The sequence below is a fragment of the Bacillus zhangzhouensis genome (genome assembly GCF_000715205.1).
In the GTDB taxonomy this organism is placed as follows: Bacteria; Bacillota; Bacilli; order Bacillales; family Bacillaceae; genus Bacillus; species Bacillus zhangzhouensis.
In genome coordinates this window covers 1-19,807 of record NZ_JOTP01000006.1, presented here as the reverse complement: position 1 = coordinate 19,807, position 19,807 = coordinate 1, and the positions used below count along the sequence as shown (strand labels likewise).

Sequence of the window (19,807 nt, the reverse complement as noted above, 5' to 3'; positions counted from 1 at the left end):
TTCTAATGTGTTTGATTGAGGTGACTGTTTCGTCTTGCGTAGGTGAAATAGACAACAACACCAATCGCCACCCAAATAAGAAAGGCTCGCCACGTCGTCCATTTAAGTGTGGCCGCCAATATCATACAAATGATCGCACTAATAATTGGAAGAACAGGTACAAATGGTACTTTAAAGGCTGTCTTCATATTCGGATGTTTCTTTCGTAAAACGATGACGGCAATCGAGATCACTGTAAAGGCTGCAAGAGTACCGATGCTCACTAAATTTGCAAGCGTCGATAAATTCACAAATCCAACGATACATGCTGCAACCGCGCCTGTCAGCCAAGTGTTGGCAACGGGTGTTTTGGATTTCGGATGAACCTTTGAAAAAATCTTTGGCATCAGCCCATCCCGGCTCATCGCAAAGGTTAAGCGAACCTGTGCATAGACAAGAGCGATTAAAACCGTCGTAATCCCGATAATCGCACCGGCGGATATGATACCAGCCACACTATTAAGGCCAACCACTTGAAGAGCAAAAGCGACAGGGTCACTGACATTCAGCTTCGTATAGTGAACCATGCCTGTTAAGACAAATGAGACGCCGATGTATAAAATGGTACAAACACCGAGCGCACCGATGATCCCAATTGGCATCGCTTTTTGCGGATTTTTGACTTCTTCTGATGCATTGGCGATCGCATCAAATCCAAGGTAAGCAAAAAAGACAGTTGCTGCCCCTGCGATCACGCCATGAAAGCCCATTGGCATAAAGGGTGTCCAGTTTTCAGGTTTGACGTAAGCGAAACCTGAGATGATAAAGAGAAGGACAATGGCGATTTTGATCAGTACAATGATGTTATTCAGCTTCGTGCTTTCTTTTACGCCTCTTGAGACAATAAAGGTAATGAGTAAAATAATGAGTGCGCCTGGAAGGTTAAAGACGGCGCCATCAGCGGCTCCAGGTGCTGCCGATAAAGCTTTCGGTATGTGCAGACCGAATCCACTGAGCAGTGATTGAAAATAGGACGACCATCCACTTGCCACAGCAGAGAGTGCAACAACATACTCAAGCATGAGATCCCAGCCCATTAAGAAGGCGAGAAATTCACCAAGTGTTGCGTAAGAATACGTATAGACGCTTCCTGATACAGGAATGGATGAGGAGAATTCCGCGTAGCAAAAAGCAGCAAGGGCGCAAGCGAGCGCAGCCAATATAAAAGATATAATAATCGCAGGTCCCGCATCTTTCGCAGCAGCAACCCCCGTAATCACAAAGATCCCTGTTCCGACCACACAGCCGATGCCAAGCAAGATTAAATCAAATGTATTCAAAGAACGACTGAGCCGCTTTGTTTGACTTTCAAGCATGAGCTGGTCGAGAGACTTTTTTCGAAATAAAGAACTCATGTTGACCTCCTAATGGATAAATCTTTTCGTAAGACGAATGTTAGTATATGCGTAAATGACAATTTAGTCAATTGGTTGAAAAACGCTTTAAATCACTAAAGTGTTAAACGTCACAAGTGAAACAGTGTGTCAAAAGAGACATCCGCCGGCATAGGGCAGGCGGATGTGGTGACAGACGATCTATGTCTGTTCAGCAAATATTTTTTTATTGTACAGTACACTCGGATGGGTAGGATAATGTGCTGAGGAGGCAAGGTGATGTTTTTTGGCTTGATCCAAATCACCGAGCTGATAATAACAATAGCAGAGCTGGAGGTGAGGGTACCACGTTTTATATTGTATGAGCGTGAAGGCTGTTTCGTTTTCAGGAGCCTTCAGCGCCTGCTCATACCAAAAGATTGCAGCCTGATGTTTATTTTGCGTTTTTAAATGATCCCCGATTCGGCAGCAAAATTCTGGGCGGGGCTGATCATATAAGAAGGATCGCAATAATGAGGATAAGGCCGCTTCCTCAAAACCAGTCGCATAATAGCAGTCAGCTAAATATTGGCATGCACGAATTTCATCCTCAATCCAGCACTGTTTTGTTGCTAAAAATTCATGATAAAAACGAATTGCTCTGACATGCTGCTGGTTATCTCTTAGTTCATTGGCAAAGTAAAAGAGATCACGAGGCGTCATATTCTCTCCTTTTGCAAGCATGTCTTCATAAATTCGCAGGTTGCGTCCAGGCTCGCCAGCTGTTGTTTTCTTGCGCTTTTGATGAGTGACGGCTATATCGGCAGGAAAGATGTTGCCATAGACTTGAAGAAATTCATGAACGGCCCCGTACCACTGAAAATTCAAGGCACGCTTCACAAGCCGATTTCTTCTATATTTAAAATTCACCTGACCGTCCCCATCAAACCCAACGTGATAAAACATTGAAACGGCATCCACTGCGGGGTCAAGTGTCTGCTTGAGGTGAAGAAGTTTTTTTTGGTCTTCTTCAAGCATGACATCGTCAGCATCGAGCCATAAGATATACTCTTTGGTTGCATGTGAAAAAGCGAAATTTCGTGCTTTTGCAAAGTGCTGGACCCATTCAAAATCCAGTACCTGTGCTGAAAAGGAGTGAGCAATTTCCTTCGTTCGGTCTGTTGATCCCGTATCAACGATGATCATCTCATCTACAATGTCTTGAACAGAAGAAAGACAGTCCGCTAAAACCTCCTCTTCATTTTTTACAATCATACATAAGCTAATGGTTATCATCTTTAGATCACCTCTTCATAGTGTATCGAGCATCGAAAGGAAACATTCTTTTCAGCAGCGGTTTTTTTAAAACTAGTTTTCTGCTACTAGCTGATTTAAAATAAAGGAAGAATCTATGTAAGGGCTGATAAAAATGAGTTTATTGAATGTTGAAGGATTATATAAAACCTATGGCGAAAAAACGCTGTTTGATCATATTTCTTTCCATATAGAACCAAAGGAACGGATCGGGTTAATTGGACCAAATGGAACAGGGAAGTCAACGCTCCTAAAGGTGATTGCAGGACTTGAATCGTTTGAGGAGGGTGACATCAAGAAAGCAGGGACACTTGATATCGAATTTCTCGAGCAAGATCCTGAAATGAACGGGAATGAAACGATTCTCGACTACATTTTTTCTGGAACGGCACCAATCATTCAAACGATGAAGGCCTATGAACAGGCGCTCGCCGATTTAGAGCATGATCCGCAAAATGAGGCAAAACAAGAAGCGCTGATGCGCATGCAAAATCGGATGGATCAGGAGGACGCATGGGATGCGAACCTTTCGGCAAAAACGATTTTGACAAAGCTTGGGGTCAAAGATGTGAGCCGCTTTGTTCATGCATTATCGGGCGGCCAGAAAAAGCGTGTCGCGATTGCTAAAAATTTAATACAGCCTGCGGGTTTGCTGATTTTAGATGAGCCGACCAACCATTTAGATAATGCAACAATTGAATGGCTCGAAGGATACTTAAGTCAATACAGCGGTGCTGTCATCCTGGTGACACATGATCGTTATTTCTTAAACCGCGTCGCCAATCGGATTTATGAATTAAATCAAGGGCAGCTGTATACGTATAAAGGAAATTATGAAGTCTTTTTAGAAAAAAGAGCGGAACGAGAAGCAGAAGCTCAGGTGAAAGAAACGAAACGTCAAAACCTGCTTAGGCGAGAGCTTGCATGGCTGAGAAGAGGGGCGAAAGCAAGAACGACGAAGCAAAAAGCACGCATCGGCAGAGTAGAAGAGCTGAAGGATCAAAAAGGGCTCGATGCAAAAGGTGAGCTTGATTTTGCTATCGGCTCGCACCGCCTTGGAAAACAGGTCATTGAGGCAGAAGACATGTCGATATCATTTGCTGGTCAGACACTTGTGGAGCGGTTTACAGATTTAGTTGTGCCAGGCGACCGTATCGGATTTATCGGACCGAACGGAGTGGGTAAATCCACTTTACTCAATTGTTTAGCGGGCAAAATGGAACCGACCACTGGACAATTGATCATTGGACAAACGGTTCGCATTGGCTATTACACGCAGGATCATAAAGAAATGAATGAAGAACTGACCATTATTGATTACATCAAAGAAACAGCTGAAATCGTCAAGACATCTGATGGCGCGATCGTGACAGCAGAGCAAATGCTAGAGCGGTTCTTATTCCCAAGATCCATGCAGCGGACTTTTATACGCAAGCTGTCAGGGGGAGAGCGCCGCAGGCTGTATTTACTAAAAGTCTTGATGGAAGAGCCGAATGTTCTCTTTTTAGATGAGCCAACGAACGACCTTGATACAGAGACGCTCAGCATTTTAGAGGATTATTTAGAGCAATTCCCTGGCGTTGTCATTACGGTGTCGCATGACCGTTACTTCCTAGACCGAGTCGTCAATCGCCTGCTTGTCTTTGAAGGAAATGGACGCATTTCACATTTCCAAGGAGCTTACAGCGATTACATGGAGCAAGAAAAGGAGCAGAAGCGAACAGAGACAAAGCCTGCTGAAAAACAAGTAGAAGCCGCACCTAAAAAGAGAAAAAAGCTTTCCTATAAAGATCAGCTTGAATGGGACGGAATTGAAGACCGGATACAGGCATTAGAGGAAAAACACCAACAGCTTGAAGCCAGCATTGCTGAGGCAGGCAGTGATTTTGGGAAAATTCAAGAGCTGATGGATGAACAAAAAGCCGTCGCTGAAGAATTAGAACAAGCGATGGATCGCTGGACAGAACTGTCGATAATGATTGAGGAATTAGAAGGTAATGAAAAATAAGGATTGGAACAAAAAAACTGTAGAGCGTCTCTACAGTTTTTTTTGATAAGAGCATTTGGCATAGGCGTCATGCTGGTGAATGGATTCCTCATTTCGACACTCGACTTGAAAGCCTCTGATCCATTGTTGCTCATATAATTCTACCGCAATCAACCTCGCGACATCCTCTACAAAGCGTGGATTTTCATAAGCCTCTTCTGTTACTTTCTTTTCATCAGGCCTTTTGAGCACGGGATAAAGCGATGCACTCGCATTTGATTCAATGATGTGTAAAAGAACTGCCTTCATGTCGTCAGGAAGCAATGCTTGTTCAAACAGCTCTACCTGAATGGAAACAGAGCCGCGCTGATTATGCGCACCATATTCACTGATTTCCTTTGAGCAAGGACATAATGTTGTCACCTGTGCGGTGCAGCCAACATGACAGGTCCAGCCGTTTTTTTCATGAAAATGAATGTCATATTGCACAGTCGCATGCATCAAACCTGACGTTCCGCTGACCGGGCTCTTTTTTTCTATGAACCACGGGAAGGAAACTTGAACCGAGGCAGATGGCTGATTCATTTGCTTAGCAAGCTGTGCTGTCAATTCTCTTAAGGAATTCATATCAAGCGGCTTACCGCTCTCATAAAATGAGTGCAGCTGTTCGGTGAGACGGCTCATATGAATGCCTTTTTGATGAGCTGGAAGATATGTGCTCAGTGCAAAGACAGCGGAAGTTGTCTGGGTCTGTGGTGTCGTTTTAGACACAATATGTACAGGATAGGACACACGGCAGATGCCCACTTGTTCAAGATGAAAATAAAAGTCCTGCTCCGTTTTTTGTATGTCCATCATGTCTTCTTTTTGACAGGGCTTCGTTCCAAGGGTTGGTGGTACAGATCCAAATAACTGATGGCGTTCTTTTTTGGGTTTAAAAGATAACATGCAATGCCTCCTATAAATCGTAATTATTCCTATTTATTTTGCGTGAAATGACTAAAGAAATCAAGGATCAAAACTTTAACGTTTACGTTAAGGTTATAAAGGTGTATAATAAAATATGAATTGATGAGCAGGAGGCACTGGCGATGGAATGGATGAAAATTGATCAAGTGGCGAAAAGAAGCGGTCTGACAAAACGGACGATTCGTTTCTATGAAGAGATTGGTTTATTATCAGCACCAAAGCGAACTGAGGGCGGTGTCAGACTTTACTCAGAGGACGACATGGAAGAGCTAGAGAAAGTAATGCAGGCAAAAGAGGTACTCGGCTTTTCTTTACAAGAGCTTCAATCGTTTATGGAAATAGGAAAGCAGCTAGAGTTGAATAAAGAAGGCTATCTGCTGTCACTTGATCCGAAGGAACGATTAGAGAAGCTGTTAGATATTGATGCGCAGCTTCATGAACAGCATCAATTGATTACAAAAAAGCTTGAAACCATTCAATCCTTTAAAAAGGATCTTGAAATGATGAAAGAAAGAGCGGCTCATGTCATTGAGCAATTACAAAAATAAACACCTCTGTGTGTTTATTTTATTTTGTCAACATTTGAAGGAAAGGTTCTGATGGAATGAAGGAAGAAGAAGTATTGAAACAGCGTACAAGTCTGCTTAGGCAGCCGAAAGCTGTTTGGGCTGTAGCTTTTGCGTGTGTGATTTCGTTTATGGGAATTGGGCTCGTAGACCCGATTTTGCCAGCCATTGCGTCACAATTACACGCATCTCCAAGTCAGGTCTCTCTTTTATTTACGAGCTATTTACTTGTGACCGGCTTTGTGATGTTTTTTACCGGCTTTCTCTCTAGCCGGATTGGTGCGAAATGGACGTTATTAATAGGACTTATTTTTATTATTGTCTTTTCTGCTTTAGGCGGTACCTCTTCAACGATTAATGAATTAATTGGCTTTAGAGGTGGATGGGGCATAGGGAATGCCTTATTCATTTCAACTGCACTCTCTGTCATTGTTGGTGTGTCTGTTGGGGGAAGTGCGAAGGCCATTATTTTATATGAGGCCGCACTAGGTCTTGGGATTTCTGTTGGACCGCTCCTTGGCGGTGAGCTTGGAACCATCTCTTGGCGCGGACCATTCTTTGGCGTTGCGGTGTTAATGCTCGTCGCTCTTTTAGCCATTACGTTTATGCTTCCACCCATACAGAAGCCTCAGAAAAAAGTGACATTATTCGAGGCTGTCGGGGCTTTGAAATATAAAGGGCTTTTAACGATGGCATCTGCCGCTTTCTTATACAATTTCGGTTTCTTTGTGCTTTTAGCATATTCGCCATTTGTGCTCCACCTCGATGAGCATGGCCTTGGCTATGTCTTTTTTGGATGGGGACTCTTTTTGGCTGTGACATCCGTTTTCTCAGCTCCAGTTATTCATCGCAAACTTGGTACATTGACTGCACTTGTTGTTCTGTTTGCTTCGTTTGCTGTGATTTTATTCGGCATTGGGGTATGGACGTCACATGTTGTGGTGGTCATTTGCGGGATTGTCATAGCTGGGGGAATTCTCGGCATGATCAATACAGTGCTCACGACGGCTGTGATGGGCTCGGCACCTGTTGAGCGTTCGATTGCTTCATCTTCATATAGTGCCGTACGATTTATTGGTGGTGCGATTGCTCCTTGGGTTGCCGGAGTACTCGCTGAAGCCTATACAGCAAGCACACCTTACTATGTAGGGGCGGCTGTTGTTCTGCTAGGAATGATCATCCTGCTCCTTGGCCGAAAGCATTTGGTGAAAATTCAAGCAGGTCATTAAATAGAAAAAGCCTTATATCTGCATAAGATATAAGGCTCAGCGTGTAGACAAACCCTCGCATTCGTTGTCAGGTCTGCGTTCCGGTGCTCACGAATGTTCAATTCGATCCGCTCCGGTACTCGTCCTTCCTAGACTTCAAAGGTTTTCTATCACGCTCTGAAGCCTTTTTTATAATACTTTTGTCGTCCAAGATTCGCAATTCCATGTGTCTGTTGCGACATCTTGATAAAATTCAGGTTCGTGGGAAATCAATAAGACGCTGCCTTTATATTCTTTTAAAGCGCGTTTTAGTTCTTCTTTGGCATCGACATCCAAGTGGTTTGTCGGCTCATCGAGAACAAGTAAATTGGTTTCTTCGTTGATCAGTTTGCAAAGACGAACCTTTGCTTTCTCTCCACCGCTTAAAACAGACACGCGGCTTTCAATATGTTTTGTCGTTAATCCGCATTTTGCAAGGGCGGCTCTTACTTCATATTGCGTGTAAGAAGGGAAGGTGCTCCACACCTCTTCAATACAGGTGTTGCTGTTTTGCTCTTTTACTTCCTGCTCAAAGTAGCCAATATGCAGGAATTCTCCGCGTTCAACCTCACCAGAAATTGGCGTAATCTCTCCTAGAAGACTTCGCAGCAACGTCGTTTTTCCGATTCCGTTTGCGCCGTATAACGCAATTTTTTGACCGCGTTCCATTTTCAAATTCAAAGGACGAGAGAGCGGCTCCTCATAACCGATCACTAGATCCTTCGTTTCAAAAATCAATTTCCCGGAAGTACGTGCAGGTTTAAAGTGGAATTCTGGTTTTGGCTTTTCTGCTGCCAATTCGATCATGTCCATCTTATCCAGCTTTTTTTGACGAGACATGGCCATATTTCTTGTGCTGACACGTGCTTTGTTTCTTGCGACAAAATCCTTCAATTCAGCCACTTCTTGCTGCTGCCTTTTATAGGCTGATTCCAGCTGCTGCTTTTTGACTTCGTACACTTGTTTGAATTGATCATAATCACCGACATAGCGAGTCAATTCCTGATTTTCGACATGATAAATCAAGTTAATGACACTGTTTAAAAACGGAATATCATGTGAAATGAGGATAAACGCATTTTCATATTCCTGTAAATAACGCTTCAGCCACTCAATATGCTGTTCATCCAAATAGTTGGTCGGCTCATCGAGAAGGAGAATTTCTGGCTTCTCTAACAGCAATTTTGCAAGCAGCACTTTCGTACGCTGACCACCACTGAGCTCCGTCACATCACGGTCTAGTCCAAGATCCGTTAACCCAAGACCTCTTGCAATTTCTTCTATCTTGGAATCAATGATATAGAAATCATTGTTTGTCAGTGCATCCTGAATCACGCCAACTTCTTCTAACAGCTTTTCTAGCTCATCAGGGTCAGCTTCACCCATTTTGCCATAAATGTCATTCATTGTTGCTTCCATGGAAAATAAATAATGGAAGGCATCTTGAAGGACGTCACGGATGGTTCTTCCCTTTTCTAGTACCGTATGCTGATCAAGGTAGCCGACACGGACATTTTTTGCCCATTCGACTTTTCCTGCATCTGGCTCTAGCTTACCAGTAATAATATTCATAAACGTTGACTTTCCTTCACCGTTGGCGCCGATTAAGCCGACATGCTCGCCTTTTAATAAACGGAAGGAGACTTCGTGGAAAATGGCTCTGTCACCAAAGCCATGGCTTAAATCTTTAACAGATAATATCATTTTTTACACCTCAAATAGATTCAAAAACGGCTAGTGCCTCTCATGATTATATCGAACTGTCCGGCTCGATAAAAGCATCAAAAGAAAAATTGCGTTTCAAAGCTGATTTTGAGATACTTAAGGATAGATTGAATCAGGATAAAGGAGATCGACATGACGGAAACTTGGGCATTTTTTAAAGAAGCAAAGCCATTTATTCAAGAGAACTTTGAAAAGGCTGGCTTCAAGCAACCAACAGCTATACAAGAAAAAACAGCAGAGTGGATTACGGAGAAGCGTGATGTGATCGCAGAATCACCAACTGGAACAGGGAAGACACTTGCGTATGTTCTGCCGCTTTTAAATAAAATTGATGTGAATATCAAACACCCGCAAGTCTTAATCTTGGCACCTTCAAGAGAGCTTGTGATGCAAATTTTTGATGTCGTGCAAGAGTTCAAACAAGGATCAGACATCAAAGCCATCTCCTTGATTGGCGGAGCGAACATCAAGAAGCAGCAGGAAAAACTAAAGAAACACCCGAACATCGTTGTGGCCACTCCTGGCCGCGTACAAGAATTAATCAAAATCAAGAAACTGAAAATGCATGAAGTCAAAACGATCGTGTTAGACGAAGCAGATCAGCTTCTTGTGCCAGAGCATATGAAAACGATCCAAGGGATCATTAAATCCACATTAAAAGAAAGACAAATCCTTTGTTTTTCTGCGACTTTGAAAGAGGAAACGATTCAACTGATCAAAGAAATGACATCTGAGCCAGAGGTATTGAAAATCGGCAGAAGCCAAGAAGAAGCGCAGAAGGTAGGTCACTATTATTTGTTATGTGATCAGCGGGATAAAGTGAAATTACTGCAAAAGCTATCTCGGCTTGAGGACATGCACGCGCTCGTCTTTGTCCGTGATATCACGAACTTAAGCATTTATGCAGAGAAATTAACGTATCACCATGTGGACCTTGGTGTGCTTCATAGTGAAGCGAAAAAAGCGGAGCGTGCTGTGATGTTGAAGTCATTCGAACAGCGGGAATTCCCGCTTCTTTTAGCAACAGATATTGCAGCAAGAGGCATAGATATCGATGATTTACCGTACGTGATTCATGCAGATCTGCCAAATGAAGAAGGCTATATCCACCGTTCAGGCAGAACAGGCCGTGCAGGCAAAGAAGGGGCTGTCATCAGCCTTGTCACACATCAAGAGCATGCGATGCTGAAAAAAATGGCGAAAAAGCTGAATATCTCGCTTGAGGAAATTGTGTATAAGCAAGGCCAGCTACATCTTGCGCCCAAGCAAGCATAAAAAAAGGACCCTTCTACATGGAGGGTCCTTTCTTTTTATGAAATTTTGACAAGCTGTTTCCCGACATTTTCACCTTTGAATAGTCCAAGGAATGCATCAGGGATGTTGTCAAAGCCTTCAATGATTGTTTCTTTGTAAGTCAGTTGATCTTCTTTTACCCATTGAGCGAGATCCTTTGCTGCCTCTTCAAAACGATCTGAATAGTTGGCTACAATAAACCCTTGCATCAATGCGCTTGTTTTAATGAGCTTTGTTTGCACACGTGGTCCAATGTCCTCGCTTGCGCTAATGTTATAAGAAGAAATAGCGCCGCACACTGGAATGCGTGCAAAACGGTTCAAATGATTCATCACCGCATCACTAATCTCGCCACCTACATTGTCAAAGTACACATCGACGCCATTTGGACAGGCTTTTGCAATGGCATCATCTAAATCATTTGTTGTTTTATAATTAATGGTTTCATCAAAGCCCAGCTCTTTTAAATAAGCAAGTTTATCATCAGATCCGGCAATTCCGACGACGTGTGCGCCTTTGATTTTAGCGATCTGTCCGACAACGGAACCAACGGCACCTGCGGCTCCTGAAATGACAACAGTCTCGCCTTCTTTTGGCTGACCAATTGAAAGAAGTCCAAAATAGGCTGTTTGCCCAGGCATGCCCAAAATCCCTAAGTAATAGGATAATGGCGCAATGGATGGATCAATTTTTGTCAGAGACTCAGCTTTGGCAGTCGAATATTCCTGCCAGCCGAGGAATCCAAGGACAAAATCACCTTTTGCAAATTGAGGAGATGTTGACTCGACGACTTCTCCGACAACACCACCCTGAATCACTTCATTTAGTTTGAACGGAGGTGTATAGGATTTTGTATCCTGCATTCGTCCTCTCATATAAGGATCTACAGAAACATATTTCGTTTGAATCAAGACTTCGCCATCTTGCGGCACGGGTATATCAACTGTTTCAAACCGAAAAACATCTTTTGTAGGTAATCCTTTTGGACGTTTTGCTAATTGAATTTGCTTTTGTTGACTCATGTCAAATCCTCCCTTTCACTTGCATCCTAGATTTACATTAACATGATGCTTCTTTTCATTCAAAACATACGGTCTTTTCAAAACACATACAAAAAAGCAGTCACCATCTGAAAGAATGGGACTACTTTTTTTGAAAAGAGACAGAGAGGAGCGGCGGGAGACAACCAAACAGCTGATACACGTCCGCATCACGTTCTTTTAACAAATATTCATTGGCATTTTGCATGGAGGCTTTCATCATATCGCGCGTCACAAAGGGAAAAAGGATATTTAAATATGAGGACAACAGGTCTTGTGGATCTTGTTCAATCGACTCGATATCTCCAATGTTAATAATGATAGAAAAGAGATAATCAATGGAGATGCGGAAGTGCTGTTCAGCAAACAATGTAAGCGGCTTTGCTTTTGCTTCTTCAGGATTCCACTTTTGAAAAAGCTGTTTCACCAAATCACTGACAACCCAAGCATTAAACTGCTGCTCCGCTGAAAAATAATACATCAGCTCTACCTCATTTCTAGCCTCCAGTATAAGAATTGTACAACAAATTAACAGGAATGAACACGATATTTCAGAATATTTAGTCATTTTTAAGGGATTTTTGTCAAAAATAAGTCAATAGGCACGGTAATACATGCAGCAAAATGAATGTGCTTGTGGAAGGTTTAATGACAAAAGTGACGGGTAAAAGATTTGTAAGACGTTAAAGGAGGAATATAAAATGAAACCTGTTGTAAGAGAGTATTCAAATGATGAAACACTGCAACGAGATGTAGAGCAATTAAAAGAACTCGGTGTTGCAAGAGAGGACATTTATGTTCTGTCCCATGACGATGACCGAACAGAGCGTATTGCAAATCATGCAGATGCCAATACGATAGGTCCAAAAGAAGTTGGACTTAAACATGCTGTTGGGAATATCTTTAGTAAAAAGGGCGATGAGCTCCGCAATAAAATTCATGAGATTGGATTCTCTAAAGAAGAAGCTGAAACATTTGAAGAACACTTAGACGAGGGAAAAGTTCTTCTATTTGTGACAGATCACGAAAAAGTGAAAACCTGGGCGTAAACGCAAATCTTTAAAAAGCCTCTTACTTTTGTAAGGGGCTTTTTGTCATGTCTTCATGTCTGGATCAGACATCCATCTTTTTTACTATAATAAGAAAGTTCAAAGGATTGGAATAAACAGTAAAAAATCTAATTGAAAATGTAGAAATACCAAAGAAAATCATCAAAGAACAGAAAAAATAGTCGAAATATCACAAAAAATCATTCGGGAAATAATTATTATATATTTCATTTTTGTCTCAAAATGAAATAAAAATCTTGTGTAATTTAGTAGATAAATTTCTTGGTTCTATTGGTTTAAGTTGTATTTTTGTGTAGAAATATGTGTTTTGAGGTCAAGAAACCACGAAAAATACCTGTATTTTCAATTAGGAAATTCATTCTAACGTTTAGGAAATAATTTGTTGACAAAATAAACTAAAAACAATATATTTGGCTTAATCCAGTCATTATGGAATTAGTTGTTAATATTCTGGTAGGTTAACACGAAGCATATTCTAGTGAAAGGTGGTGCATGCAACCAAGGTGCAAGCGTTTCTGAGGGATAAACATGTTTTACTAGACCAGAGAAAATGATCTTTTATTTGAAGAAGATATGGAAGAATGATCGTCGTTCTAAACAATAGTTTGAACTTTCTACTACAATCAATGCAAGAAGTATCAAAAAGGTGTCATGCCACTCAGAGGAACACAAAAGAGAAAGCGGTTTCAATAAAACCTATGGATTGATCAAGCAGTTAAGGAGGTGAACTCATATGAAAAAAAGAGACAACAAGCTGAGGCGCCGCATCTTTCGAATGGCTGCATATGAGGATGAGTGCTGAAAAAGAAGAGTGAACATGTGGGATGCTTCTCTCCTTTTTCAGAAAACAGATTTCCTGAAAAATCCATCTATCATTCTATCATAAGGCTTTTTGCTTGAAAACCATCTGATTGTGAATTGAAGGAGGTCCCGTGATGAAAAAGGCTTTGTACCATGAAGACAGTGGATTGTATTTAGAAAAAATGCGCGTGGCATTTCAAGAACACTATGAACAAAGAACAGATATGTGGTCCACTGATCCGTCATTAATGGACGCAGCTGTGATGTCATTAAAGGCATGGCAATCAAGGGAAAAGGAAGCACTTGCTTCTGTGCTGGATATTGGGTGCGGGAACGGCCGGGCACTTGAATATTTAGACGGGCTCTCTGCATACGTCGGCATTGATCTGTATGAGCATGAGGAGTGGGAAGGGCTAAAGAAAAAAGAAACGATTCCTGTCCATTTTGTTCATCAGGATTTTATGTCATGGTCGAGTGATCAGGGGCGCAAGATGCAGTTTGATTTAATTTTAGATCATGGCTGTTTTCACCATCAACATCCTGATGATCACGAACGTTACTTAAAGCAGGTCACTTCTTTACTTCATGAAGGTGGCGTCTTTTCACTTGTTGTATGGGGAGAAGAGTGGAAAACAGGATTAATCGGAGAAGATGGCCGATTCCATTTTTCATTTTCAGATTCTCAGCTTGGAGAAAGAATTTGTACATCAGGTCTTGAGCTTGTATCGATTGCACCATTAAAAGCAAAGGCCGGAATCAGCCAGCATCATGTCATTGCCGTCAAAATCTAGTACAAAGGAGGATAAACGCGATGTTTGAGGTGATGGTTCTTGATGCAGGTTCAAGTCCAAGTGCTTCAGTGCTGCAATCATTGTAGCTGAAAAGAAGTATCGTCTATTCATCCATGATGAGTGACGAGCTCAGATGGGACGCACTTATGGGACCAATAGCATTTAAAGGACCAGAGCTTCTAGTAAAGGTAGAAAGCAGCTCGAAGCTTACGGACCCATTCAAAAATAACCGGATGGTGTCGCTGCTCTTTCAGAGAATACAGCGTGTGAAGCTCGATTTCTGCTCCTTTGTACTGGACAAAGGCCAGATCGAAAAGTCGTCAGTTCTTCAGGCATTCAAATAAAGGCAAATAAAGAATCTTTTACGAAAATAAAGGTACTGAACGATGAGAGGCATCGCGCATCCATTGAGCGAATGTATGCAGCAGCCGGTATATGTACAGGTATTTCCTCGTCAGGCATGATTGTAGCTGGAAATGGGTGCCCAGGACGATGGAGTGCGTACACATATTCATCACTCCATCACTGCGCTGCCAAAATCGAATTGGGTGCAGTGATCAATAGGGGGGAGACAAATGAACAAGTTTGTAGCTGAATTACAATCAATGATTCATCGTTTTACATTTCAAGAAAAAGACTATTTACTCGTGGGGCCAGTGAATCTGCCAATTTCTATTCAACATGAAGAAGTGCAGTTTAAATGGTATGCCTTTTCACCTGTTGATCCAGATACAAGGCCAACCATCGAATCCATTGTACAAATGAGTACCATGCAGCAAACATTTTCCTCTTGTCTCCTATTTGGCGACTTTGAAAATGAGGTACCGCCGCTTGTGCGAATTCATAGTGTCTGCCAAACAGGGGATGTGTTTGGGTCACTGAAATGTGATTGCGGTCCACAGCTTGCGTTATCGCTGAAGAAAATCACAGAACACGGAAAAGGCATGCTCGTGTATATGGCCAACCAAGAAGGGCGTTCCATTGGGCTGATGGCAAAAGCACTGACGTATAAATTGCAGGAAATGAAACTAGATACGTTTGAGGCCAATCGCCTGATCGGCTGCGGAGATGATGATCGGCATTACGAGGAAGCTGCGGCTGTATTGCACTACTTAAACAAAGGGAAACCATTGCATTTGTTAACAAACAATCCAGATAAAGTCGACTCCATTGCTGCTTACGGTCTTCCGGTTTTACGGTTTGATCATACAGTAGAAGCCTCTCTATATAACGAAGCGTATTTAAAGGCAAAGGCAGCCTCAGGGCATATGGTCGATGAGAAGAAGTTAATTAATCAGTAGATGAGTTTACTTAAAGAAGGCGGGAGAAAAGCGTGAAACCTGATATCAATTGGATTCAAATCCCAAGCGGCTATGCAACGATTGGAAGTAATGAAGAAGATATGAAAAAGGCATCAGAATTTTGGAAGGACAAGCTTCTCAATCCAGCCTATGGACGTGAGAAAAAATTTCAAAAATGGCTGTACAAAGAATTTCCATCCTATCAGCCGTATATCAATGAATTTTTTACCTCAGATACGGTCGTAACCAATGAATGGTATCAAAGCTATTGTGATGAAACAGGCCAGACCTATCCGGAGAGCTTAACGAACCCAGAGCTTGGCGGGGGAAAAGACCATCCAGCTTGGGGCATGGACATCGAGGAAGCCTTCTCGTTCTGTCAGTGGCTGAGCGGGAAGCTCGGATATGACGTTTCGGTCCCTACTGAAGAAGAATGGGAGTATGCTGCCCGGGGCAACACGAGACATCAATACCCGTGGGGAGATGAGTTCGATCCGTCCTACTGCAATACGCACGAATCAACTATTGAAAAAACGACGCCTGTCCGGCATTACGAAAAGGGAAGATCCCTATTCGGCCTTTATGATATGGGAGGCAACGTCGAGGAATGGGTCAACACCAAATATCACGTATATGAAGGCGGCATCGAGGTTGTAGATGATTTAACGGAAACACTCGGCAGCGATTACTACATTCTAAAAGGCGGCTCCTTCGCAAGAGGCGGAGATTTATGCAGAGTCGCAAGAAGACACGGGAAGCACCCAGACCCCGTTTTTCGATTTACTGGTTTTCGTCTAGTTACTCGTCAAAAACAACATATAAAGGTGGGAGTGTAAAACGATGCATAGAGGACCAATTACTTCTGTTTTATCAACGGAGCATGACCAAATTGTTTACACTGGCGGCTATGACCGCTGTATTTATAAGTGGGACCGGGCCACAGGAGAAGGAACGTTTATCGGGAGTCACGAGCATATCATTAACTCTTTATCTCTTTCTGAAAGTGGAAAGTATCTAGCGAGTGCATCGTCAGACTATACCATTCAATTGTATGATACAGGCACACAGACACGAATTCGTACGCTGTTTGGTCATGCGGATGATGTGGAAGCCGTCGCCTTTGCCAAACAGGATACCTTACTTGTATCGGTGTCTAGAGATAGAAGGTGCTTAGTATGGGATATCGAAACAGGAGCTATTTTAAGAGAATTCCATGGACATAGCAAAGATGTATTAGCTGTATGGATCCATGGAGATAAAGCTTATACAACAGGTGATGATGGTTATGTCCTTGTATGGCTATATGATACAGGAGAAATTGTGGGGGAAATTGGCCCATTTGATTATGAGCTGGACACAATCAGCGGAAGCAATCAAAAAGAAGTGTTCGCGCTTGGCAGAGACGATGGTACCGTCATCATATATGATGCGAACTCCTTACAAGAGAAAAAAATCATCAAAGCCCATTTACAAGGTGTAAAGCGTGTGAATTTTTCTCCGAGTGGAAATTACTTGCTGACAGCGGGCTATGACCATTTAATTAAGCTATGGAATTATGAAACGGGTGATTTAATCGATACCCTCCTGCCTCATAAATATCAATGGGAGCGCTCGCTTGTCTGGACGGAGGATGAGAAGTCAATTCTGGGAGCAAGCTTTGGAAAAACGTATTGTGAATGGTCCATTGAAGAGGGAAAAGTCATATCTGATGAGATTGAAATGGCGACACCATCTATTAATGATATTGCGTTGACTGATGCGGGTGATATCATCACTGCATCAGATGACGGAAAATTCAGAAAAAACGGGGTCGAAATCGCAAAATCGACAGGCGTTTTAACAAATGGAGTGGCTGTCGCACGGGATGGAAGCTATTATGCGTGGGGAGATCATGCAAGTCAGGTGCACATTGTACACGAATCATTGCAGCAAATGGTCTCTTTTGACCTCAACACAGGTCCAGTCAACAGTGTGTATTTCCACGAGGAGGACCGGCAATTCTATATTGGAACCTACGGCGGTTATGTGCATGTGATTTCGACAGAACACTTAAAGGAAATTGGCCGTTCCAAAGCACATGATTGTGCTGTCAAAGCATTAAAGGTAGAAGGAGATCATATCATCACAGCCGCGGTAGAAGGGACCATCTGTCTTCTAGATAAGAAGAGTCTGTCTTTAAAAGCGGAATACATTGGTGCGACAGAGCTATTAAATGATGTATTTATTGATAGCAAAAGAGACCGTATTGCCATTGTCAGTCGTGACAAGAATGTCAGATTGTTTGATTTGCATACAGGTAGAATTTTAGACCAGCACAATGAGCATCAATATTCCATTAAATCAGTCACTGTCACAGATTCTGGCTATATTGTGAGTGGAGATTATTGGGGATACATCGTTGTGTGGAATCCAGAGCTAGATGTCAATACAGGTCCAATCCGAATTGCCAAGAATGGGATTAGTGCAATCAGACAATTAGGAAATGATGTGTATGCTAGCTCATATGACGGCGGTATTTATCATATTAGAGAAGATGGCACGCATACGGAAGTATTGCGCTTATTTGAACAATTTCCGGAAGAAGTAATCTCTCATTAAGAAAAAGAATGTAAGCGGGGGATTCTCATGATAAGTGTTTGCAAGGAACATATGAAAAAAGGTCTAACTGTTCTCAATTGTCCGCATGTGCTCCTCATTAATAAATATGAATGTCGCAAATGCTGTTTTTGTAAACAACGAGCATCGTATAAACTTTTTTATTCCTTGCCTTACTATGATCGATCTGAAAAGAAACGGATGGAAAAAATATAGCACATGAGAATAGAACTCCTTCATTTCCTGAAGGAGTTCTTTCCCTTGAAAGAGAAGAAAGGAGCCGCAGATGAAAGACGATGTTTTTTATATGAAGCTAGCCATTACTAACGCAAAGGCGATGAAAGGACAAACCTCACCAAATCCGCTCGTCGGTGCAGTCATTGTTCAGCGCGGGGAGATTGTTGGGATTGGTGCGCACATGAAGGCTGGCGAGCCGCATGCTGAAATTCATGCACTGCGAATGGCAGGAGAAAAGGCGAAGGGAGCTGACATGTATGTGACACTCGAACCTTGTACGCATCAAGGAAAAACGGGTCCTTGCACACAAGCCATCATCAAGAGTGGGTTGAAACGTGTGGTCATTGGCACACAAGATCCGAATCCGCTTGTAGCAGGTAAAGGGATGACCATTTTGAAAGAAGCAGGGTTAGAAGTTGAAGAAGGAATATGTAAACAGGAAGCAGACCGCTTAAATTTGCCTTTTTTTCATTTGATTCAATCAGATCTTCCTTATGTCATATTAAAATCAGCTATTTCAATAGATGGAAAAATTGCAACGGCTCATCAAGAAAGCAAATGGATCACCGGAACAGAAGCGAGAACAGAAGTGCAGCGTTTACGTCAAGAAGCAGATGCGGTGATAACAGGAGTTGAAACGATTATTCAAGATGATGCAGGTTTAATTGTGAAGGATTCATTCATCACTCAGCCCATTCGTGTCATTTTAGATTCAACATTAAGGATTCCGCTTCATGCAAAATGTTTAACAGATCATATGGCAGAAACCATAATTTGTACCTCACGAATGTACGATCAAAAAAAGTATGATCAGCTTGTGCAAAAAGGGTATGAAGTATTTGTCACAAACGGGGAACAACGGACAGATCTTCATGAAGTGTTACACATGTTAAAGAAGCGTTCTGTGATGTCGGTACTTGTAGAGGCAGGAGGAAGCGTGAGTGCATCATTTTTAGAAGCGTCACTTGTAAATGAAGCTGTTATTTATATGGCACCTTTATTAATAGGTGGAAAACATGCGCCTACTTTCTTCGAAGGAGATGGTGTGAAAAAACTAAAAGAGGCGATCCGTCCAGCGGATATTGAATATAGTATGGTAGGAAAGGATTTAAAAATGACGATGAGATTTCAATGAAAGAAAGACCTTGTGTATGGAGCGCAAGGTCTTTTCGATATGTCCAAATAAAAATAAAAATGTACATACACCTTTCCTGGTGAGGATGAATACGATGGAGGGGGGTGATTCTATGAAAAGATGTAGACAATGTGGAAAAACCTATCCAACTCATTCGAAAGACCACTACCAAAAAAAGAGCTGGTATGATGGGTATAAGGATGATGGATGGGAATGTGATAGTTGTAAGAAAGGAAAATCAGTGAAAAATCCTTGCTGTGGAAAGAATCCTTGTGTTTGTGTCATTCAAGGTCAACCAGGAGGAAGAGGAAGAAGAGGTCCAGCAGGTCCAATAGGTCCAATAGGTCCAATAGGTCCAACAGGGCCAACGGGACCAGGAGTAGG

General features: G+C 42.2%; 17 protein-coding genes and 1 pseudogene. 12 read left to right on the top strand and 6 right to left on the bottom strand.

The genetic code is table 11. The features are described from left to right. Positions 1-2 precede the first annotated feature (2 nt). Positions 3-1,394, bottom strand: a complete 1,392-nt coding sequence (locus BA70_RS07110; RefSeq protein WP_034320055.1) for a branched-chain amino acid transporter BcaP — start codon at positions 1,392-1,394, stop codon at positions 3-5. A gap of 180 nt (positions 1,395-1,574) precedes the next feature. Continuing rightward, on the bottom strand, positions 1,575-2,648 hold the full coding sequence (locus tag BA70_RS07105; RefSeq protein WP_034320053.1) for a tetratricopeptide repeat-containing glycosyltransferase family 2 protein: 1,074 nt from the start codon (positions 2,646-2,648) through the stop codon (positions 1,575-1,577). Between the two features lie 133 nt (positions 2,649-2,781). Here BA70_RS07105 and BA70_RS07100 point away from each other — a divergent pair, with 133 nt between their 5' ends. Further along, positions 2,782-4,674, top strand: a complete 1,893-nt coding sequence (locus BA70_RS07100; protein ID WP_034320052.1) for an ABC-F family ATP-binding cassette domain-containing protein — start codon at positions 2,782-2,784, stop codon at positions 4,672-4,674. A gap of 30 nt (positions 4,675-4,704) precedes the next feature. Here BA70_RS07100 and folE2 read toward each other — a convergent pair whose 3' ends face one another. After that, positions 4,705-5,601: a GTP cyclohydrolase FolE2 gene (gene folE2, locus BA70_RS07095; protein WP_034320051.1), complete on the bottom strand. Its 897-nt coding sequence runs from the start codon at positions 5,599-5,601 to the stop codon at positions 4,705-4,707. A 143-nt stretch (positions 5,602-5,744) separates the two neighbouring features. Between folE2 and BA70_RS07090 the strand changes: the two genes are divergently transcribed. Beyond that, positions 5,745-6,170: a MerR family transcriptional regulator gene (locus BA70_RS07090; RefSeq protein ID WP_034320049.1), complete on the top strand. Its 426-nt coding sequence runs from the start codon at positions 5,745-5,747 to the stop codon at positions 6,168-6,170. 56 nt (positions 6,171-6,226) lie between these two features. Then, the gene (locus tag BA70_RS07085; protein WP_034320047.1) at positions 6,227-7,417 is read left to right on the top strand and encodes an MFS transporter; all 1,191 of its coding nucleotides are present in this window, start codon (positions 6,227-6,229) and stop codon (positions 7,415-7,417) included. A gap of 168 nt (positions 7,418-7,585) precedes the next feature. Here BA70_RS07085 and BA70_RS07080 read toward each other — a convergent pair whose 3' ends face one another. After that, positions 7,586-9,139, bottom strand: coding sequence for an ABC-F family ATP-binding cassette domain-containing protein (locus BA70_RS07080; protein WP_034320045.1), 1,554 nt, complete (start codon positions 9,137-9,139; stop codon positions 7,586-7,588). Between the two features lie 153 nt (positions 9,140-9,292). Between BA70_RS07080 and BA70_RS07075 the strand changes: the two genes are divergently transcribed. Continuing rightward, complete coding sequence (locus tag BA70_RS07075) at positions 9,293-10,435, top strand: DEAD/DEAH box helicase (RefSeq protein ID WP_034320043.1); 1,143 nt, start codon at positions 9,293-9,295, stop codon at positions 10,433-10,435. 35 nt (positions 10,436-10,470) lie between these two features. Here BA70_RS07075 and BA70_RS07070 read toward each other — a convergent pair whose 3' ends face one another. Next, positions 10,471-11,475, bottom strand: a complete 1,005-nt coding sequence (locus BA70_RS07070; RefSeq protein ID WP_034320040.1) for an NADP-dependent oxidoreductase — start codon at positions 11,473-11,475, stop codon at positions 10,471-10,473. 121 nt (positions 11,476-11,596) lie between these two features. Then, positions 11,597-11,974: a YfmB family protein gene (locus BA70_RS07065; RefSeq protein ID WP_034320037.1), complete on the bottom strand. Its 378-nt coding sequence runs from the start codon at positions 11,972-11,974 to the stop codon at positions 11,597-11,599. Between the two features lie 220 nt (positions 11,975-12,194). On the opposite strand from BA70_RS07065, the gene BA70_RS07060 reads away from it, so the two are divergent. The 8 genes and pseudogenes from BA70_RS07060 to BA70_RS07025 form a co-directional block, all read left to right on the top strand. Continuing rightward, positions 12,195-12,542, top strand: coding sequence for a YflT domain-containing protein (locus BA70_RS07060; protein ID WP_034320034.1), 348 nt, complete (start codon positions 12,195-12,197; stop codon positions 12,540-12,542). Positions 12,543-13,498: 956 nt separating this feature from the next. Next, on the top strand, positions 13,499-14,155 hold the full coding sequence (locus BA70_RS07055; protein ID WP_034320031.1) for a class I SAM-dependent methyltransferase: 657 nt from the start codon (positions 13,499-13,501) through the stop codon (positions 14,153-14,155). A 146-nt stretch (positions 14,156-14,301) separates the two neighbouring features. Next, positions 14,302-14,499 (top strand): hypothetical protein, encoded by a 198-nt coding sequence (locus BA70_RS07050; RefSeq protein ID WP_142392813.1) that lies wholly within the window; start codon positions 14,302-14,304, stop codon positions 14,497-14,499. Positions 14,500-14,730: 231 nt separating this feature from the next. Then, positions 14,731-15,456 carry a GTP cyclohydrolase II gene (locus BA70_RS07045; RefSeq protein ID WP_034320027.1) on the top strand — a complete coding sequence of 242 codons (726 nt, stop codon included), beginning with the start codon at positions 14,731-14,733 and terminating at the stop codon, positions 15,454-15,456. Between the two features lie 32 nt (positions 15,457-15,488). Beyond that, positions 15,489-16,292, top strand: a complete 804-nt coding sequence (locus BA70_RS07040) for a formylglycine-generating enzyme family protein (RefSeq protein ID WP_034320025.1) — start codon at positions 15,489-15,491, stop codon at positions 16,290-16,292. Between the two features lie 4 nt (positions 16,293-16,296). Beyond that, entirely contained in the window at positions 16,297-18,054 is a 1,758-nt protein-coding gene (locus tag BA70_RS07035) for a WD40 repeat domain-containing protein (RefSeq protein WP_034320023.1), read from the top strand. A 283-nt stretch (positions 18,055-18,337) separates the two neighbouring features. Then, the gene (gene ribD / locus BA70_RS07030) at positions 18,338-19,423 is read left to right on the top strand and encodes a bifunctional diaminohydroxyphosphoribosylaminopyrimidine deaminase/5-amino-6-(5-phosphoribosylamino)uracil reductase RibD (protein WP_034320020.1); all 1,086 of its coding nucleotides are present in this window, start codon (positions 18,338-18,340) and stop codon (positions 19,421-19,423) included. Positions 19,424-19,535: 112 nt separating this feature from the next. Continuing rightward, positions 19,536-19,807: pseudogene (locus BA70_RS07025) on the top strand (exosporium glycoprotein BclB-related protein); the annotation flags it as partial.

Excerpts from the sequence above, each read along its gene's own strand:
- folE2 (WP_034320051.1), bottom strand. The coding sequence starts at position 5,601 with ATGTTATCTTTTAAACCCAAAAAAGAACGCCATCAGTTATTTGGATCT.
- BA70_RS07080 (WP_034320045.1), bottom strand. The coding sequence starts at position 9,139 with ATGATATTATCTGTTAAAGATTTAAGCCATGGCTTTGGTGACAGAGCC.
- BA70_RS07035 (WP_034320023.1), top strand. The coding sequence starts at position 16,297 with ATGCATAGAGGACCAATTACTTCTGTTTTATCAACGGAGCATGACCAA.
- BA70_RS07110 (WP_034320055.1), bottom strand. The coding sequence starts at position 1,394 with ATGAGTTCTTTATTTCGAAAAAAGTCTCTCGACCAGCTCATGCTTGAA.
- ribD (WP_034320020.1), top strand. The coding sequence starts at position 18,338 with ATGAAAGACGATGTTTTTTATATGAAGCTAGCCATTACTAACGCAAAG.
- BA70_RS07100 (WP_034320052.1), top strand. The coding sequence starts at position 2,782 with ATGAGTTTATTGAATGTTGAAGGATTATATAAAACCTATGGCGAAAAA.
- BA70_RS07090 (WP_034320049.1), top strand. The coding sequence starts at position 5,745 with ATGGAATGGATGAAAATTGATCAAGTGGCGAAAAGAAGCGGTCTGACA.
- BA70_RS07055 (WP_034320031.1), top strand. The coding sequence starts at position 13,499 with ATGAAAAAGGCTTTGTACCATGAAGACAGTGGATTGTATTTAGAAAAA.
- BA70_RS07075 (WP_034320043.1), top strand. The coding sequence starts at position 9,293 with ATGACGGAAACTTGGGCATTTTTTAAAGAAGCAAAGCCATTTATTCAA.
- BA70_RS07045 (WP_034320027.1), top strand. The coding sequence starts at position 14,731 with ATGAACAAGTTTGTAGCTGAATTACAATCAATGATTCATCGTTTTACA.
- BA70_RS07105 (WP_034320053.1), bottom strand. The coding sequence starts at position 2,648 with ATGATAACCATTAGCTTATGTATGATTGTAAAAAATGAAGAGGAGGTT.
- BA70_RS07060 (WP_034320034.1), top strand. The coding sequence starts at position 12,195 with ATGAAACCTGTTGTAAGAGAGTATTCAAATGATGAAACACTGCAACGA.
- BA70_RS07070 (WP_034320040.1), bottom strand. The coding sequence starts at position 11,475 with ATGAGTCAACAAAAGCAAATTCAATTAGCAAAACGTCCAAAAGGATTA.
- BA70_RS07065 (WP_034320037.1), bottom strand. The coding sequence starts at position 11,974 with ATGTATTATTTTTCAGCGGAGCAGCAGTTTAATGCTTGGGTTGTCAGT.
- BA70_RS07085 (WP_034320047.1), top strand. The coding sequence starts at position 6,227 with ATGAAGGAAGAAGAAGTATTGAAACAGCGTACAAGTCTGCTTAGGCAG.
- BA70_RS07050 (WP_142392813.1), top strand. The coding sequence starts at position 14,302 with ATGGGACCAATAGCATTTAAAGGACCAGAGCTTCTAGTAAAGGTAGAA.